At 64.7% G+C, this 17,947-nt stretch carries 16 protein-coding genes; 4 read left to right on the top strand and 12 right to left on the bottom strand.

The annotated features are described in order from the left end of the window. The first annotated feature begins 30 nt into the window (after positions 1 to 30). Both ABIB91_RS29315 and ABIB91_RS29310 read left to right on the top strand, forming a co-directional pair. Positions 31 to 312, top strand: a complete 282-nt coding sequence (locus ABIB91_RS29315; protein WP_354169750.1) for a type II toxin-antitoxin system Phd/YefM family antitoxin — start codon at positions 31 to 33, stop codon at positions 310 to 312. Continuing rightward, entirely contained in the window at positions 309 to 734 is a 426-nt protein-coding gene (locus tag ABIB91_RS29310; protein ID WP_354169654.1) for a type II toxin-antitoxin system VapC family toxin, read from the top strand. Before ABIB91_RS29315 ends, ABIB91_RS29310 begins: the two co-directional genes overlap by 4 nt. Positions 735 to 736: 2 nt before the next feature. Here ABIB91_RS29310 and ABIB91_RS29305 read toward each other — a convergent pair whose 3' ends face one another. Together ABIB91_RS29305 and ABIB91_RS29300 are read right to left on the bottom strand one after the other, a co-directional pair. Beyond that, positions 737 to 1,582: a DeoR/GlpR family DNA-binding transcription regulator gene (locus ABIB91_RS29305; protein WP_007595163.1), complete on the bottom strand. Its 846-nt coding sequence runs from the start codon at positions 1,580 to 1,582 to the stop codon at positions 737 to 739. Between the two features lie 90 nt (positions 1,583 to 1,672). Then, positions 1,673 to 2,347, bottom strand: a complete 675-nt coding sequence (locus ABIB91_RS29300) for an HAD family hydrolase (protein WP_354169652.1) — start codon at positions 2,345 to 2,347, stop codon at positions 1,673 to 1,675. A 154-nt stretch (positions 2,348 to 2,501) separates the two neighbouring features. Between ABIB91_RS29300 and ABIB91_RS29295 the strand changes: the two genes are divergently transcribed. Further along, the gene (locus tag ABIB91_RS29295) at positions 2,502 to 2,978 is read left to right on the top strand and encodes a nuclear transport factor 2 family protein (protein WP_027516360.1); all 477 of its coding nucleotides are present in this window, start codon (positions 2,502 to 2,504) and stop codon (positions 2,976 to 2,978) included. 223 nt (positions 2,979 to 3,201) lie between these two features. Here ABIB91_RS29295 and ABIB91_RS29290 read toward each other — a convergent pair whose 3' ends face one another. The 10 genes from ABIB91_RS29290 to ABIB91_RS29245 form a co-directional block, all read right to left on the bottom strand. Then, positions 3,202 to 3,393, bottom strand: a complete 192-nt coding sequence (locus ABIB91_RS29290) for a hypothetical protein (protein ID WP_007595173.1) — start codon at positions 3,391 to 3,393, stop codon at positions 3,202 to 3,204. Positions 3,394 to 3,609: 216 nt separating this feature from the next. Further along, a complete protein-coding gene (locus ABIB91_RS29285) occupies positions 3,610 to 4,020 on the bottom strand; it encodes an acyl-CoA thioesterase (RefSeq protein ID WP_247372636.1) in 411 nt (136 codons plus the stop codon). Between the two features lie 37 nt (positions 4,021 to 4,057). Next, positions 4,058 to 6,154, bottom strand: coding sequence for a 3-hydroxyacyl-CoA dehydrogenase NAD-binding domain-containing protein (locus tag ABIB91_RS29280; protein ID WP_354169649.1), 2,097 nt, complete (start codon positions 6,152 to 6,154; stop codon positions 4,058 to 4,060). A gap of 2 nt (positions 6,155 to 6,156) precedes the next feature. Continuing rightward, the gene (locus tag ABIB91_RS29275) at positions 6,157 to 7,440 is read right to left on the bottom strand and encodes an acetyl-CoA C-acetyltransferase (protein WP_354169647.1); all 1,284 of its coding nucleotides are present in this window, start codon (positions 7,438 to 7,440) and stop codon (positions 6,157 to 6,159) included. Then, on the bottom strand, positions 7,440 to 9,707 hold the full coding sequence (locus ABIB91_RS29270) for an acyl-CoA dehydrogenase (RefSeq protein ID WP_354169645.1): 2,268 nt from the start codon (positions 9,705 to 9,707) through the stop codon (positions 7,440 to 7,442). The genes ABIB91_RS29275 and ABIB91_RS29270 overlap by 1 nt, the downstream gene beginning before the upstream one ends. A gap of 279 nt (positions 9,708 to 9,986) precedes the next feature. Beyond that, a complete protein-coding gene (locus tag ABIB91_RS29265; protein ID WP_354127407.1) occupies positions 9,987 to 10,610 on the bottom strand; it encodes a flavin reductase family protein in 624 nt (207 codons plus the stop codon). Positions 10,611 to 10,788: 178 nt separating this feature from the next. Then, positions 10,789 to 11,388, bottom strand: coding sequence for a TetR/AcrR family transcriptional regulator (locus tag ABIB91_RS29260; protein WP_007595185.1), 600 nt, complete (start codon positions 11,386 to 11,388; stop codon positions 10,789 to 10,791). A gap of 35 nt (positions 11,389 to 11,423) precedes the next feature. After that, positions 11,424 to 14,561, bottom strand: a complete 3,138-nt coding sequence (locus tag ABIB91_RS29255) for an efflux RND transporter permease subunit (protein ID WP_354169642.1) — start codon at positions 14,559 to 14,561, stop codon at positions 11,424 to 11,426. A gap of 179 nt (positions 14,562 to 14,740) precedes the next feature. Further along, on the bottom strand, positions 14,741 to 15,847 hold the full coding sequence (locus ABIB91_RS29250) for an efflux RND transporter periplasmic adaptor subunit (protein ID WP_354169640.1): 1,107 nt from the start codon (positions 15,845 to 15,847) through the stop codon (positions 14,741 to 14,743). A 222-nt stretch (positions 15,848 to 16,069) separates the two neighbouring features. Further along, positions 16,070 to 17,404 (bottom strand): MFS transporter, encoded by a 1,335-nt coding sequence (locus tag ABIB91_RS29245; protein WP_354169638.1) that lies wholly within the window; start codon positions 17,402 to 17,404, stop codon positions 16,070 to 16,072. Between the two features lie 78 nt (positions 17,405 to 17,482). On the opposite strand from ABIB91_RS29245, the gene ABIB91_RS29240 reads away from it, so the two are divergent. Further along, positions 17,483 to 17,911, top strand: coding sequence for a ribosomal maturation YjgA family protein (locus ABIB91_RS29240; protein ID WP_007595193.1), 429 nt, complete (start codon positions 17,483 to 17,485; stop codon positions 17,909 to 17,911). Positions 17,912 to 17,947 lie beyond the last annotated feature (36 nt).

Raw genomic sequence — 17,947 nt, 5'->3', positions numbered from 1 at the left:
GTTACGATAGTCATATTGGTCTTTATCTGCATGACAGAACACAGCACTGCACCAGACTCACCGGCGACTGACTCGTGGACGCTTGCCAACGCCAAGGCCCGGCTCTCCGAGGTGATCGACCGTGCCCAAGCCGGCCCGCAAATCATCACCCGACACGGCAAGCCCAATGCGGTGATCGTTTCCACCGAGGAATGGGCGCGCAAGACGGCGCGCAAAGGAACCTTGGCCGAATTCCTGCTGGCTTCGCCGCTGCGCAGCGCCGACCTCGAGCTTGAACGCGTGCACGACGCGCCGCACGACGAGACGCCGTGAATCTACTGCTCGACACCAACGTGTTGTCGGAGGTCCAGAGGCCGGCCCCTTCGCCGAAAGTCTTGTCATGGCTTGATACGATCGACGAGGATCGTGCGTTCATCAGCGTGGCATCGATCGCCGAGCTTCGCCGCGGCATCGCATTGCTGGAGGACGGCCGTCGGCGCGCAGCATTGGCCGCCTGGCTTGCCCACGATCTGCCGGAGCGTTTTGCCGGGCGCACCCTGCCGATCGACCACGCGGTGGCGGAACGCTGGGGTGACCTCATGGCTCAGAGCTGCAGAAGCGGCGTCGCATTGTCTGTCATGGACGGCTTCTTTGCCGCGACCGCGCTCGCGAACAACCTCATGCTCGTCACACGCAAAGTGAAGGATTTCGCGGTATTCGGCGTGCCGCTGCTGAACCCGTGGGACAACCCATAGTCCTACCTCAGCCGCACCACCGGCGCCGATTCAGGTGCTGCATCCTGCACATCGGCCTGAGCCTCATCGACATCCGCCCCCTTCGGCATCGCCGCCATCACCTCGATGCCCTTGCCGTGGCAGATGGTGGCGAGGCGCTCAGGCAATTCCTGGTCGGTGACGAAGGTCTGGATCTGGCTGATATGGGCGATGCGCACCGGCGCGCTGCGGCGGAGTTTGGTTGAATCGGCGACCAGCATGACGCTGCGGGCATTGGCGATGATGGCCTGCGCCACCTGCACCTCGCGATAGTCGAAGTCGAGCAGCGCGCCCTCCTCGTCGATCGCGGACGCCCCGATGATGGCGTAGTCGACCTTGAACTGGCCGATCAGCTGCGTCGCGGTCGAGCCGACCACCGCGCCGTCGGCGCGCCGCACCGTGCCGCCGGCAACCACCACCTCGATGCGGGGATGGCGGTAGAGCAGCATCGCGACGTTGAGATTGTTGGTGATGACGAGGAGGTCCTCGTGCGAGGTCAGCGCGCTCGCAACCTCCTCGGTCGTTGTGCCGATGTTGATGAAGAGCGAGCAGCCGTTCGGGATCAGCGAGGCGGCCGCAGCTCCAATCGCCTTCTTCTCGTCGGCGGCGACGAAGCGCCGCGCCTCGTAGGCGAGGTTTTCGACGCCGGAGGCGATGATGGCGCCGCCATGGATGCGGGTCAGCGAGCGGCGCTCGCAGAGATCGTTGAGATCCTTGCGGATGGTCTGCGCCGAGACCTCGAACCGGCGCGCCAGCTCCTCGACCATGACGCGGCCCGAGGCGCGCGCGATGTTGAGGATTTCGGCTTGGCGATGGGTCAGTCCGGTCACGGCGATGGCCTCAAGTCAGGAAGCTGCATGGTGCGGCGGTTCGCGCGTTCGGTCAATGCGCGCGCCGATCACGGTTAACGGACGAGGTCTTCACCACGCCATCGCAGCGGCGAGGCGCGCGAGCAGGTCCGGGTCGTCGAAGGCGCTGGCGGAGGCGATAGCCCCGGCGGCGACGAGATCAGCATGGCTGAGGCTGGTCCGGATGCCGATGGTCGGAATGCCGGCCGCTGCGGCCGATTGCACGCCGGTGCGAGAGTCCTCGAACGCGATCGAGGCCATCGCGCTGGCGCCGGCAAAGCGCAACCCTTCCTGATAAGGCAGCGGATGCGGCTTTCCGTGCAACAGCTCGGCGCCGATCACGAGCGCCTTGAAACGGTGCGTGATACCGAGGCCGGACAGCAGCAGCTCCGCATTGAGCCGCGGGGCGTTGGTCACGGCAACCATGGGAATACCGGCCGCATCCGCCTTGTCGAGCAGCGCCATCAGGCCAGGCAGCGGCTCGATCTGTCCGGCGACGAGTTCGCGGAAGACCTCCTCCTTCTCATCGAGGATCAAGGCACGCCGTTCCGGCGCCTCGTCGGGCAGAAAGCGCTCGCCGATCGATACATTCGCGAAGCCTTGCAGCTCTCTGGAGAAGCGCGCGTGATCGAAGACATGGCCGCGCGGGCCGAGCACCTGGTTGAAGGCCTTCAGGTGCAGCGGATCGGTGTTGGCGAGCGTACCGTCGATGTCGAACAGCAACGCCCTGCCGATAGCCTCGATCATGTCCGTACCTTCCCGAATATACGACGCATCAATACGAAAGCCGTATCAATACACCGCCAATCGCGCAATGACGCACGTGCATGACCACCACGCGACACTCGACAAAGTCGAGCGCGGCTGCAACACTCCATGCAAGATCAAAAAGGAGGAAACGATGACGATCAACCGACGCGATCTGGCTCTCTCGACTCTTGCAGTCCCAGCTCTTGCCGTCTCCACTCTTGCAGTTTCAGCGCTCACAACACCGGTGCTGGCGGCCTCGGCGGACGAGGAAGCCGTGGCGAAGAAGGTCGAGGCGTTCCGTCTCGCCCAGATCGCGGCCGATCCCAAGGCGCTCGGCGCGCTCTGCGCCGATGAGGTGAGCTACAGCCATTCCAGCGGCAAGGTCGAGGACAAGGCGACCTTCGTCGCCAACGCCACCGACGGCAAATCCAAATTCCTGTCGATCGAGTACAAGGACCCGACCATCAAGGTCGTCGGCCCCGCCGCGATCGTGCGTTTCCACTGGGTGGCGGAACAGGAGATGGCGGCCGATGGGAAAAAAGTGCCGACCAACCTTCACATCCTGATGAACTGGCAGAAGCAGGGCGACGACTGGAAGCTGCTCTCGCGGGCGGCGACGAAGTTGTGATGCTTCCCCTCTCCCCTTGCGGGAGAGGGTGGCTTCGCGAAGCGAAGTCGGGTGAGGGGTTTCTCTCCGCAGATTGATCTCTCGCATTGGAATTCGCGGAGACGATCCCTCATCCGGCGCTTCGCGCCACCTTCTCCCACAGGGGGAGAAGGGAAGGCAGAGTTCGCGGCAAAAGATTCCCACCTCTCGCGCCACGCCCGGCCCGGAATGACCAGCGGGAGGACTAAGCCGCTTCCTTCACGTCACCGTTAACCAGCTTGCGCGCGGCGCGCTCGGCTTCGCGGGCGTTGCGGAAGAGCTGGCCTTCGAGACGGTTGAAGCGGTTGGATGAGGCGAAAAAGCAGTAGCCTCCCTGGGAACGAACGACGATACCTGCGGTCTGCGAATCGACTTCGATGATGTAGCTGTCCGGCATGGTCCGTGGATTCCTCAGTGCGGGCAAATAACGGCAGTTCTGCCCAAAGGTTCCTGGGCATTTTGACGCCGTTTCCACCCCGGATCGACACGCGATGGAGTACGCCGGGACCTCATCCGTTTTATGACTGGTTCTTGGCAAAGCCGCGGCGCCGTGACTCAGTCGCGCCGCGTTTGGCGGTGCCGCACGCAAGATGAGGCGCAACGCCGCGCGCGATTACGTCGCGATCGCGGTGTCGGTCGGGCGAACCGGCTGCGGGCGGCCATGCTCGTCGATCGATACGTATGTGAAGTTGCCGTCGGTGACGAGGAACGGTTGTTGCTCGCCGCGGCGCAGCGCCCACGCTTCCAGATGCACGGTGATGGAGGTGCGCCCGACGCGAACGAGGTGGGCGTGGACCGAAACGAGATCGCCGACATAGACCGCCTTGCGGAAATTCATCGCCTCGATGGCGACGGTCACCGTGCGCGACTTCGCGACCTTTGACGCAAACACCCCGCCGCCGACGTCCATTTGGCTGAGCAACCAGCCGCCGAAGATGTCGCCGTTTGCGTTGGTGTCGGCCGGCATCGCCAGCGTACGGATGCAGAGATCGCCGCCCGGCCCGGCATTGGCTTGTTCGTTCATGCCGCTCTCACTTGAAGATTGCTCACTTGAAGATTGCTCACTTGAAATTATCCCAGCCCGGATCCGGCGCAAAGCGCTCGCCGAATCTCCCGGCCAGCGCGCGCAAGGTGGATACGACATGATCGACGCCACGCGTGCGCGCATAATTCAGCGGACCGCCACGGAACGGTGCATAACCGGTGCCGAAGATCATGGCGCCGTCGACCATGTCGGCGTCATCGACGATACCCTCGCGAAGCGCCGCAACGCAGACATTGGACATCGGCAGCACCAGGCGGTCGATCATCTGGTCGGTAACGCGCGGACCGGTCTCGGGCAACGGCGCCTTCTCGGCCTTGCCGTCGCGCCAGACGTAAAAACCCTTGCCGGTCTTGCGGCCGAGTTCGCCCTTGGCGACCTTCTCCCGCAGCCAGGCCGGCGTCGGCGGCAGCAGATCGCCGAACTTGCTACGCAGCATGTCGCCGACGTCGAGACAAATGTCGAGCCCGACCTGGTCGGCCAGTTCGATCGGTCCCATCGGCATGCCGAACTGCTCCGCGGCGGCGTCGATCAGGCGCTGGTCGATCTTCTCGTCCAGCATCACCATCGCTTCCAGCATGTAGGGCGTCAGCGCGCGGTTGACGAGGAACCCCGGCGAGCTCTTCACCGACAACGGCAGCCGATCGATCGCGCCGACGAAAGCGAGTGCCTCCTTCAGCACCTGCGTATCGTTACCGTCATGGCTGACGACTTCGACCAGTTGCAACCGCGACACCGGATTGAAGAAGTGAAGGCCCACCAGCCGCTCCGGCCGCGCCAGCATGGTGCGCAAATCCTGGAGCGGAATGCTCGAGGTGTTGGTCGCGAGAATCGCGCCCTGCTTCATTCGCGGCTCGAGGCCGGCATAGACCTTCTGCTTGAGTTCGAGCTTCTCCGGGACAGCCTCGATGATGAGATCGGCGTTGCGGACGCCCTCCCCGTCCATGTCGGGGATCAGGCGATCGAGCGCGTCGCGCACCTCGGTCGGTTTGCGGATGATTTTGCCATAGAGCTCGGCGGCGCGCTTGACCGCGCCCGCAATCGGCTCCGCCTTCATGTCGGCGAGCGAGACGCGCAGCCCCTGCCCCGCGCACCAGGCCGCGATGTCGCCGCCCATCGCGCCGGCGCCGATGACGTGGAGATGCCTGACCGTGTTGCCGGAGCCTGCTGCCTTCTTCATCTGCTCGCGCAGGAAGAACACGCGGATCAAGTTCTGCGCGGTGGGCGTCACCATCAGCTTGGCGAACGAAGCCTGCTCTGCCCTGAGCATCGCGGCCTTGCTGCCGCCATGGGTCTCCCAGAGATCGATCAAGGCATAGGGCGCAGGATAATGCTCGCGAGACGCGGCCTTCGCCGCCTCCGAGCGCATGCGCCGGGCCAGCAGCCCGCGCACCGGGCCGAAATTCGCCGCACGCGTCAGAAAACCCGGCCGCGCCCGCTTGAGGCGGCCGAACAGTGCATCCTTGACGGCGTTGCGAACGTGGCGCTCCTGCGTCACGGTGTCGACGAGGCCGAGCGATTTGGCACGGCGGGCATCGATGGTGCGGCCGGTCAGCATCAGGGCCATCGACTGGGTCGGATTGATCAGCGCGGTGAAGCGAGCGGTGCCGCCGAGACCGGGATGCAAGCCCAGCATCACCTCAGGGAAACCAAAGCGCGCGCCGTCGATGGCGATGCGCGATTGGCAGGCGAGCGCAACTTCGAGCCCACCGCCGAGGCAGAAGCCGTGGATCACCGCGACGGTCGGCAGCTTCAGCGCTTCCAGATGGTCGACCACCGCATGGGCGGCGCGGATCCGCGTCTCCACCATCCCGGCATCACCGGCGCCACGGAATTCGTTGACGTCGGCGCCCGCGATGAAGCCGGACGGCTTTGCGGAGCGGATCACGAGGCCGGCCGGACGCTCGGTCTCGATCGTCGCCAGCACGGCGTCGAACTCCTCCATCACGTCCGAGGACAGCGTGTTGGCGCTGGCGTCAGCGCGGTCGAACAGCAGCCAGGCGACGCCGTCGGCGTCGCGCGTCAGCTTGAAGTGCTTGTAGGGACTATCGGCAGCGGGCTTGGGCCCGAACTCCAGCAGGCGGTCGCCGAGCGCGGTCATGATCTTGGAATCCATCGTCACACCGCCTCGATGAGCATGGCGCCGCCGAGCCCGCCGCCAATGCATTCGGTGGCAACGCCGCGCCGCGTGCCGAGCCGCTTCATCGTGTTGACGAGATGCAGCACGATGCGATTGCCGGAGGTGCCGACGGGATGCCCAAGCGAGATAGCGCCGCCATCGACATTGAGTTTTTCGCGGTCGATCTCGCCGGCGGCGCCGTCCAGCCCCAAAATCTCGCGACAGAATTTGTCGTCATTCCAGGCGGCGAGACAGCCGAGCACTTGGGTGGCGAAGGCCTCGTTGAGCTCCCAGGTCTGGACGTCCTGGATGGTGAGATCGTTGCGCTTCAGTAGCGGCGTCGCCGCCATCACGGGACCGAGGCCCATGATAGCAGGATCAAGTGCGGCCCAGTTGCTGTCGACGATGACGGCCTTCGGCGTCAGCTTGTGCCTGGCGACCGCTTCGTCGGAAGCCAGGATCACCCAGGACGCGCCGTCGGTGATCTGCGAGGAATTGCCGGCGGTGACCTGGCCCCATGGACGCTCGAACACCGGTCGGAGTTTTGCCAGCGTCTCGGCCGTCGAGTCCGGACGCACGCCATCGTCATGCTCGAAGAATTTTCCATCGCGCGAGAACGCGGTCTCGACTTCGCCCTTGAGAAAACCTTCGGCCTGCGCATGCGCGAGCCGGCGATGGCTCTCGGCGGCATAGGCATCGGACTGCGCGCGGGTGATGTCGAAGAGATGGCCGACGACTTCGGCGGTCTGGCCCATGTTCAGGTCGGTAATGGGATCGGTCAGTCCGCGCTCCAGGCCGATGATCGGCTTGAGATAGCGCGGCCGCAGCTTGAAGGCCGCGGCAAGCTTCGCGGCGACGCCCTTGGCGGTGGCGAGCCCGGCAAACCAGCGCACGCCGGAATTCGGCCACACCAGCGGCGCGTGGCTCAAGGCCTCGGTGCCGCCGGCGAGGATCATGTCGGCATGGCCCTCGCGGATGTAGCGATAGGCGGTGTCGATCGACTGCATGCCGGAGCCGCAATTGATCTGCACGGTGAAGGCGACCATGTCCTCGCCGATGCCGAGCCGGAGCGCGGCGACGCGGGCCGGGTTCATTTCGTCCGCGATCACGTTGACGCAGCCGAGGATGACCTGGTCGAAGCTATCAGGCGAAAACGGCTGGCGCGCCAGCAGCGGCCGGCCGCATTGCACGGCGAGATCGACCGGCGTGAACGGCCCCGGCCCCGAGCGCGCCTTCAGAAACGGCGTGCGGCTGCCGTCGACGATGAAAACCGGTCGTGCCATCAGCTCGCCGCCCTCTGTTCACCGAGTTCTTGGAAGAACTGATGCACGTCGCCGGTTTTCTTGTAAATCGGGGACAGCGCCTCCGGCGCAAAATCGTCGACCTCTATCACCTTTGTCACCGCTTCGCGGGCCGCGGCCAGCTGCTCGCCCTCGGCCTGCGTGATCACACCCTTGGCGACCGCATCCTTCCAGTCGCTCAGATGCGCCGCGCGCATGCGCCTGGCGATGGCGTCCGTGGCCGCGACCAGCTTGAACGCGCGCTCCAGCCGGGCGAAGCCGCCATCGTCATCGACATAAGCGAGGTCGGGCGTGAGGCGGTCGCGCGCTGCCGACGGCTCCAGCACGAGGCTCGCGCATTGATGCACGACCCGGTCGGAGGGACCCAGCACGCGAGCGCCGAAGGGCTGGACCACGAACTTGAGGATGCCTGCGACGAAACGGTTCGGCAGATTGGCGAGAATCTCGGCAAGCCGGTTCTCGATGGTCCGAAAGCCCGTCGCCATGCACCATTCGAGCGCGGCAAAATCTTCCTTCTGCCGGCCCTCGTCCTGCCAGCGTTTGAGCGCGGCCGAGAGCAGATACAGCTCGGACAGGATGTCCCCGAAGCGCGCCGACAGCATCTCCTTGCGCTTGAGCGCTCCGCCGAGCGTCAGCAGCGCCATATCGGCGCAGAGGGCAAACGCCGCGGAGTAGCGCGAGAGCTGACGATAGAAGGGCCTGGCGTCACCCGCATCGGGTGCAAGCGCGAAGACACCAAAGCTCCAGCTCCGGCCGAACGCGCGCAAGAGTGTCTCGAAGCTGTGGCCGACATGCTTCCAGAACACCTTGTCGAAGGCGGTGAGCCCGCGCTCGCGATCGGCATCGGCAAGCGCATTCATCTCGTCGAGCAAATAGGGATGGGCGCGGATGGCGCCCTGTCCGAACACGATGAGATTACGGGTGAGGATATTGGCGCCCTCGACGGTGATGCCGACGGGGACGGCACGGTGGAGATTGCCGAGATAGTTTTGCGGACCGTCGATCACGGCCTTGCCGCCATGGATGTCCATGGCGTCGTCGACCGCGGTGCGCATCCGCTCGGTTGCGTGCAGCTTCATGATGCCCGAGATGACGGCGGGATGGATGCCGGCATTCAGCGCGGCGCAGGTCAGCCGTCGTGCCGCGTCGAGCTGATAGGCGGTCGCGACGATGCGCGCGAGCGGCTCCTCGACGCCCTCGAACTTGGAGATGGAAATGCCGAACTGCTCGCGGATGCGGGCATAGGCGCCGGTGGTGCGCGCGGCATAGGCGGCGCCGGCAGCGGAGAGGGACGGCAACGAGATGCCGCGGCCGGCGGCGAGCGCCGTCATCAGCATCTTCCAGCCCTGCCCCAGCCGCGCCTGGCCGCCGATCACGTAGTCGAGCGGAATGAAGACGTCGCGGCCCCAATTCGGGCCGTTCTGGAAGACCTGCATCGACGGCAAATGGCGTTTGCCGATTTCCACGCCGGGAAGGTTGGTCGGGATCAGCGCCACGCTGATGCCGAGCTCTTCCTGATCGCCGACGAGATGATCGGGGTCATAGGCCTTGAAGGCGAGGCCAAGCAGCGTCGCGACGGGACCGAGCGTGATGTAGCGCTTGTGCCAGTTGAGCTTCAGGCCCAGCACCTCCTGGCCCTCGAAGGTGCCCTTGCAGATGATGCCGGTGTCGACCATCGAGGCGGCGTCGGAGCCGGCCTCCGGGCTGGTGAGGCCGAAGCAGGGAATGTCGCGGCCGTCGGCAAGACGCGGCAGCCAGCGCTGCTGCTGCTCCTTGGTGCCGAAGTGCATCAGGAGTTCGCCGGGGCCGAGCGAGTTCGGCACCATCACCGTCACCGCGGCGGCAATCGAGCGGGTCGAGATCTTGCGCACCACTTCCGAATGCGCATAAGGCGAGAAGCCGAGGCCGCCGAACTCCTTCGGAATGATCATGCCGAAGAATTTTTCGCGCTTGATGAAGTGCCACACGTCGGGCGGCAGGTCGCGCCATTCCCAAAAGATCTTCCACTCGTCGAGCATGGCGCAGAGCTCGTCGACCGGGCCGTTGAGGAAGGCCTGCTCCTCTTCGGTCAGCGTTGCCTGCGGAATCTTCAGCAGCTTCGACCAATCAGGGTTGCCGGTGAAGAGATCGGCGTCCCACCAGACGTCGCCGGCCTCCAGCGCCTCGCGCTCGGTGTCCGACATCGCCGGCAGCACGCCGCGCGCCCAGGAGAAGATCGGCTTGGTCAGGGTGTCGCGGCGGAAGCTCATGGCGGACCTCATGCATCGGCGCGGTGATCGGGCATTTTAGCGGAAAGTGGCCGGCGGAGGTGAACACTTCACCTGCGAAAAGACGCGAATTGACGCGGCCGGGCAGCCGCCCAAGGGCCATAACGGCCGAGGCGTGGTGGCAGTTCCGGGAGGGATGTCATTCCCGGGCGCGCGAAGCGCGAGCCCGGAATCCATGGTGCGGCAGCGCTGGTCGATGAATGGATTCCAGGTTCGCGCCTAACGGCGCGCTCCGGAATGACGGGATGGAGAGAGAGGCGCCTAATCCGGCCGCACCATCTCGAACATGTTTTCCGGCTTGATCTCGAAATAATCCCCGCTGCGGCCGGCCCGGACGATCGGGCGGGCGGCGGCGGTCTGGTAGACGCCGTCCTTGATCATGGCCTTGTCGATGTGGACGGCAACGACCTCGCCGAGCGTCAGCCAGGCATTGGCTTCCTTGCCGTTGGCGCCCTTGAGCCGGACGATGTCGGACACCTTGCACTCGAAGGCGACGGGACTCTCGCCGACGCGCGGCACGTTGACGAGTCTGCCGGGCACGGCAGTGAGGCCGGCAACCTCGAACTCGTCGACCTCAGGGCCGACGTGCGCCGCAGTCGCGTTCATGTGCCTGGCCAGGTCCATGGTGGCCAGATTCCAGACGAACTCCCCGGTCTGCTGGATGTTCGCGACCGTGTCCTTCCAATTGGTGGAGGAGAAGCCGATGATCGGAGGGACATAGCAGAACGCGTTGAAGAAGCTGTAGGGCGCGAGATTGACGTGGCCCTTGGTGTCGCGCGACGAAATCCAGCCGATCGGCCGCGGCGCGACGATGGCGTTGAAGGGATCGTGCTTGAGGCCGTGGCCCTTGGCGGGCTCGTAGAAGTGCAGGTCTTTGTCGGTCACGCGCTGTTTCCTTCTCGTCATTGCGAACGCAGCGAAGCAATCCAGAATCCTTCCGCAGAGACAGTCTGGATTGCTTCGCTACGCTCGCAATGACGGAGTGTGTCAATCCGTCCTTGCCAGCCACCAGCCGTCATTCCGGGGCGGTGGGCCTGCTTATAGGAGGAAATCCGTCGCCGCGTCAGTGGCGCGGGGACAATCCCGCGATGACGAAATCGATCATCTGGTCGATCGTCGGGCCCGGCTTCGTGGCGCACTGGGCGATCATCTGGGGGTGGAAAAAACGCATCATCGCGGTGCAGGCGCAGAGCGCGGCCAGTTGCAGGTCCGGCGCCTCGAACTCGCCGGACGCCACGCCTTGCGCGATCATCTGGCCGATGACCCCGGCAATACACTCCATGTGGTTGACGCAGACGTCCCAGTCCTCCTGCATCGCGATCTCGACCATCTCGTGCAGCTTATTGTCGCCGACATAGCGTTCGGTGTTCATGCGATTGATGGTGGTGAGCAGCTCGCGGAAGCGCGGCGTTACCGGACCGGGCCTCGCCACGATCCGCTGCGCTTCCAGCTCGACCTCGCCCATCAGTGAGCGGGCCACCGCCTGATGAATCGCCTTCTTCGATTCGAAGAAGCGATAGACGTTGGCGGGGCTCATCTTGAGCTCCTTGGCGATGTCCCCGACCGTGGTCTTGAGATAGCCGATCTGGCGGAACAGCCGCTCGGCCACCTCGAGAATACGATCCCGGGTGTCGCCTTCGATATGTTCCGAAACCAGTGTCATCTGTCAGGACTCGTCAATCAGCAGTTCATCTTCACTTATTCAGCCGCCTCAGCAAGCGGAATTGCGTTCTGGTCATCGCTCCCATGCTGCGGCGCGGCAGGTTGCTCGGGGGTGCCCGCCTCGTCCAGGCTCTTGCGGAACCAGAGGGCGTAGAGGCCCGGCAGGTACAGCAGCGTGAGGAAGGTCGCAACGAACAATCCGCCCATGATGGTGATCGCCATCGGCCCCCAGAACGCCGAGCGCGACAGCGGGATCATGGCGAGGATGGCGGCAAGCGCCGTCAGCACCACCGGACGGGCCCGGCGGACAGTCGCCTCCACGATCGCCTCACGGCGGGTCAGGCCATGCGAAACGTCGGTCTCGATCTGATCCACGAGGATGACCGCGTTGCGCATGATCATGCCGGCAAGCGCGATCAGGCCGAGCAGCGCCACGAAACCGAACGGGGCGTTGGCGAGGTTGAGCCCGAAGGAGGCGCCGACAATGCCGAGCGGTGCGGTCAGGAACACCAGGATCAGGCGCGAGAAGCTCTGCAGCTGGAACATCAGCAGCGTCAGCATCACCATGACCATCAGCGGGAAGAGAATGAAGATCGAGGCGTTGCCCTTGGCGGATTCCTCGAACGCGCCGCCCGCCTCGATGCGGTAGGCCGGCTCGAGGTTGTCCTTGATTGCCTTCAGCTTCGGCGCGATCTGGCCGGTGACGTCGGGCGCCTGCACGCCGTCGACGACGTCGGAGCGCACGGTGATCGCCATGTCGCGGTTACGCCGCCACATGATCGGCTCCTCGTGGGCATACTCGATCTTGGCGATCTGCTGCAGCGGCACGGCCACGCCGTTACGCGAGGTGATGGTGAGATCGCCGACAGCGCCGAGGTCGAGCCGTTCGGACGAGACGGCGCGCGCGACCACGCCGACCTTCTCGATGCCGTCGCGCACGGTCGTCACCTGTGAGCCCGAGATCAGCATCGAAAGCGCCTGCGACACGTCCTGCGGGGTCAGGCCCATCGCGCGGGCGCGATCCTGGTCGACGACGAGCTTGAGGTAAGGCGACTGCTCGTTCCAGTCGAGCTGGACATCCTTGACGCTCTTGTTCTGCCGCATGACGTCGCGGACCTGGTAGGCGATCTCGCGCACCTTGTTGGCATCGGGGCCGATGACGCGAAACTGCACGGGAAAACCAACGGGGGGACCGAAATTGAAGCGGTCGACGCGCACGCGGGCTTCGTTGAGCGCGCCGTCGGCAACGGCGTTTTCAAGCTTGGCCTTGATGCGCTCGCGCGCCTCGACGCCCTTTGCGACGATGACGATTTCGGCAAAGGCCTCGTTCGGAAGCTGCGGATTGAGGCCGAGCCAGAAGCGCGGCGAGCCCTGCCCGACATAGGCCGTGTAGGTCTCGATATCCTTGTCGTCCTTGAGCATGGTCTCGGCCTTCTTCACCGCCTTTTCCGTGACGTTGAAGGCGGTGCCCTCGGGCAGGCGAAGCTGGAGGAACAGCTCGGGGCGCTCGGACAGCGGGAAGAACTGCTGCTGGACGTGGCCGAAGCCGACGATCGAGGCGATGAAGACGCCGACGGTCGCGGCCACCACCGTGATGCGGTGGTTGACGCACCACTGCACGATGGCGCGCAGGCCGCGATACATGCGGGTCTCGTAGACCGCGTGCGGATCGTGATTGTGGTGCACCTTGATGTTGGGCAGCAGCATGACGCCGATATAGGGCGTGAAGATCACCGCCACGAACCAGGACGCGACCAGCGCGATCGCCACGATCCAGAAGATGCTGCCGGCATATTCGCCGACCGCGGAATTGGCAAAGCCGATGGGGAGGAAGCCAGCGGCCGTGACCAGCGTTCCCGTGAGCATCGGAAACGCAGTGGATTCCCAGGCAAAGGACGCCGCACGCATGCGATCCCAGCCCTGCTCCATCTTCACCACCATCATCTCGACCGCGATGATGGCATCATCCACCAACAAGCCGAGCGCGATGATCAGCGCACCCAGGGTGATGCGGTGCAGGTCGAGCGACATGGTGTTCATGACGACGAAGACGATGCCGAGCACCAGCGGCACCGACAGCGCGACCACGATGCCGGTGCGCCAGCCGAGCGCCAGGAACGACACGAACAGCACGATGACGAGGGCTTCCATGAAGGAGTGCACGAATTCGCTGACGGCGTGCTCGACCACCTTGGGCTGGTCGGCGATCAGCTTGACGTCGACGCCCTGCGGCACCGCCTTCATGAATTCAGCCGTCGCCTTCTCGACCTCCTTGCCGAGATCGAGGATGTTGGCGCCCTTGGCGGTGACGACGCCGATGCCGATCGCGGCCTTGCCTTCCTGGCGCACGATGAAGCTCGGCGGGTCGACGTAACCATGGGTGACGGTGGCGATGTCGCCGAGGCGGAACACGCGGCCGTTGCTCTCGACCGGAGTCTCCGCGACGGCCTTGGCGCCGTCGAGCGCACCGGTGACGCGCAGCGGCACGCGCTGCGACGAGGTCTCGACCGTGCCGGCCGGCGTCACGTTGTTCTGCTTGGCGAGCGAATCGAACAGCGCCTGCGGCGTGATGCCGAGGGTGGCGAGCTTGGCATGGCTGAATTCGACGAAGATGCGCTCATCCTGGTTGCCGTAGACGTCGACCTTGGTCACGCCCGGCACCTTCAGGAGGCGCTGACGGAAACCCTCCGAGACCTTCTTGAGCTGGGCGTAGTCGGCGCCGTCGCCGGTCATCATGTAGAGGATGGAATCGACGTCGGAGAACTCGTCGTTGACCACGGGTCCGAGAATCCCTGCGGGCAACTGGCCCTGCACGTCGGCCAGCTTCTTGCGCAGCAGATAGAAGAGATACGGAACGTCCTTCGGCGGCGTGGAGTCGCGGAAGGTCACCTGGAGCGCAGTGAAGCCGGGCTTGGAATAGGTCTGCACCTTCTCGAAGTAAGGCAGCTCCTGGATTTTCTTCTCGATGGGATCGGCGACCTGCGCCTGCATCTCCTGCGCGGTCGCGCCCGGCCACAGCACGGAGACGTTGACCACCTTCACCGTGAAGAACGGATCCTCGGCGCGGCCGAGCTTCTGATAGGAGAAGAACCCGGCGACGCCGAGAATGAGCATCAGGAACAGGATCAGCGTCGGATGGCTGACGGCCCAGGCCGAAAGATTGAAGCGCTTCATCGCACTCTCCAAAGATGATCCGGTTGCAAAAAACGACAGCCACTCTGTTCAAACCGTCGTCGCGAGGCAGCGAAGCAATCCAGGGGGCTGGGCAGGTTCTGGATCGCTTCGCCGCTTCAGCCAAAGCATTTGCGCTCGGGCCGAAACTCACCTCACACGACGCAACTCGTAAACGAGACTTAAAAGGACAGTGACGACACGATCCGCACCCGCTGGCCCGGATCGAGCTTCTGCACACCCAGAGCAACGATCTCGGCGCCCTCGTCGACACCGCCGGTGATGACGACGTCGTTGCTCTCGTAGGACTTCACCGTCACCGGCTTCAGCGTGACCCCGCCGTTGTCGTCGACGACGTAGAAGGACGGTTTGCCGCCTTCGTTGAACAGTGCCGACAGCGGCAGCCGCGCAACGCGCTCGGTCGCAGCGTCCGACAGCGTCAGCGTCGCAGTCATGCCGAGCGAGACCTTGTCGTCGGCCTCGGGCAGCGAGAACTTTGCCAGATAGGTGCGCGTCGCAGGATCCGCGGTGGGCGCGATCTCGCGCAGCTTGGCCGTATATTTCTTGCCCGGCTCCGACCAAAGAGTGACGCTGGCGGCGCCCGATTTGGCACGTCCGACCAGCGTCTCAGGGATCGCGACGACCGCTTCCTTCTCGGCAAAGCGGGCGACACGGATCGAAGCCTGGCCCGCGGCGACCACCTGGCCGGGCTCGATCAGCGTTGCGGTGACGACGCCACGGGCGTCGGCGTTGAGCGTCGCGTAGGAAAGGGAATTGTTGGTCAGCTCGACCGAGCGCTCGGCCCGGTTCAGGCGGGCACGTGCCTCGTCGGCGGCGGCGCGGCTCGAATCCAGCTGCGCGTCGGTGGTCCAGCCCTTGGCCTTCAAATCCTTGGCGCGCTGCTCGGCGGCGGCGGCCTGGGCCAGCACGCCGGTCGCAGCGGTCTGCTCGGCGACGGCTTGCTCGGCCTGGAGCTTCAGATCGACCTCATCGAGGACCGCGAGCGGCTGGCCGATTTCGACGGTCTGGCCGACTTCGACCAGACGCTTGGCGACCTTGCCGGCGACCCGAAAGCCCAGATCGCTCTCGATCCGCGGCCTAATGGTGCCAACGAAGCTGCGCTCGGGCTTTTCGGCATCATAATGGGCGGTGGCGACAAGAACCGGCCGCGGCGGCTCGGCCTTTTCAGCGACGGTGTCATTGCACCCAGCGAGGGCGGCAGCCATCAGCGCCAGCGAAACACCGGCCAAGAGCCTCGAATAGCTGGACAAAACGGATCGGACGAACATCGGAGGACACTCCCTCGGCTGCAATGAGAGGAATGTCGACTAATCACTGATAAAAGTCAATAATCGTCAGTCATCAGGAATCTGTGATCGTTAAGAGGTGGTAACCTCCGCGGGCTGCCCCTGGCGGAAGCCTGGACTGTTCGAAGAAAGCGTCGCGCCGCAGGTCCCCCAGAGGGCCGCGTGGAAATAGGCCCTGGCTTTCGCGGAGGCGACATTTCGAGGCTATCGCCGCCCCTGCTCCGCGAACTCGTGCTTGCTTTCGTGACCGCCGATGAAGACCAGGATGCCGGCGATCAGCGGCAGCACCGCGAGCACGAGCAGTCCGGTCGAGGTCTGGCCGGTGGCTTCCTTGACCCAGCCGATCAGATAGGGCCCACCGAAGCCGGCGAGATTCCCGATCGAGTTGATCAAGGCGATGGCACCGGCCGCCGCCGTGCCGGAGAGCCAGGCGGTGGGCAAGGTCCAGAACACCCCGAAGCAGCAGAACACGCCGATCGCGGCCACCGTCAGCACCATCATCGTCAGGGTGGGGTCGGTGAGATAGGAGGAGACGCCGAGGGCGACGGCGGTGAGCAGCAACGGCGCGCCGACATGCATCACGCGCTCGCGCGTGGCATCGGAATGCCGTGCCCACAGGATCATCGCGATGGTGCCGAACAGATACGGGATGGCGGTGACGAAGCCGGTCTGAGCGTTGGTGAGGCCGAACGCCTTGACGATCTGCGGCAGCCAGAACTGCATGCCATACAGCGCGCCAACGAAGCCGAAATAGACCAGGGCGAGCATGATCACATTCGGTGAAGTCAGCGCCTCACTGAGCGACAAATGCTTCACCGCCTGCTTGGCCGCGATCTCGGCATCGAGCTTGGTCTTGAGCCAGGCCTTCTGCTCGGCCGTGAGCCAATCCGCCTTCTCCGGCCTGTCGGTGAGATAGAACCAGGTGACGATGCCGAGCAGCACAGAGGGAATGCCCTCGATGATGAACAGCCACTGCCAGCCCTTCAGGCCCATCGCGCCGTCGAGGCCGAGCAGCAGGCCCGAGACCGGCGCGCCGATCAAGGTGGAGACCGGCACGGCGATGGCGAAGGCCGCGAGGAAGCGGGCGCGGTATTCGGCCGGATACCAATAGGTGAGATAGAGGATGATGCCGGGGAAGAAGCCGGCCTCGGCGACGCCGAGCAGGAAGCGCAGCACGTAGAAGCTCGTGACGCCGCTCGTGAGCGCCATCAGCGCCGAGATGATGCCCCAGGTCACCATGATGCGGGCGATCCAGCGGCTGGCGCCGAACTTCTCGAGCGCCAGATTGCTCGGCACCTCGAAGATGAAATAGCCGATGAAGAAGATGCCGGCGCCCCAGGAGAAGATCAGCGGCGTGAATTTCAGCTCGGCATTCATGGTCAACGCGGCGAAGCCGAGATTGACGCGATCGAGATAGGAGAAGAAGTAGGCCAGCACCAGGAACGGGATCAGTCGCCAGGAAATGGCGCGGATCGTCGAGGTCTCGATTTCCGACTTGGCTGCGCCGGTCGAACCGGCATAGGTCGTGGTCTGGCTCATGGCTTCCCCCGGGTTGTTGCTTTTATGGGCTGATCCGGGGTTTTGAGCATCGCCGCGAAAGAGTCAATGGAGCAAGCAATGCACGAGGCACAACCGGTCAAACCCATTGCACCGCTTCGGACATCGCTGATCCGCGCCGGTCTGGCGCTGGCGGTTATTGCCTGCGGACTCTCGCTGCGCTGGTACGGCTTTCCGATCGGCCTGCCGGCCTTCGTGGTGAAGTACGGCGGCTCGCTGCTATGGGCGACGATGGTGTTTTTGCTGGTCGGCGTTTTGCTGCCGCGGCTGCCACGGGCGCAGATCGCAGCCATCGCAATCGCGATAGCGGTCGTGGTCGAATTCTCCCGGCTGGTGCACATGCCCTGGCTCGACGCGTTCCGGCTGACCACGGCCGGGGCGCTGCTGCTCGGGCGCATCTTCTCGCCATGGAATTTGCTGGCGTATGCGGTTGGGATTGCGTTCGGCGTTTGGATTGATCGGCTCGCCAGGGTGCGTACGGTGGGTTAGCGCAGCGTAACCCACCACTGTTTGTCTCCGCGGAAG

Source organism: Bradyrhizobium sp. JR4.3, assembly GCF_040547695.1.
GTDB classification, from domain to species: Bacteria; Pseudomonadota; Alphaproteobacteria; order Rhizobiales; family Xanthobacteraceae; genus Bradyrhizobium; species Bradyrhizobium canariense.
Note: the sequence above shows the minus strand (reverse complement) of the source record. Positions and strands in the feature narration are given on the sequence as shown.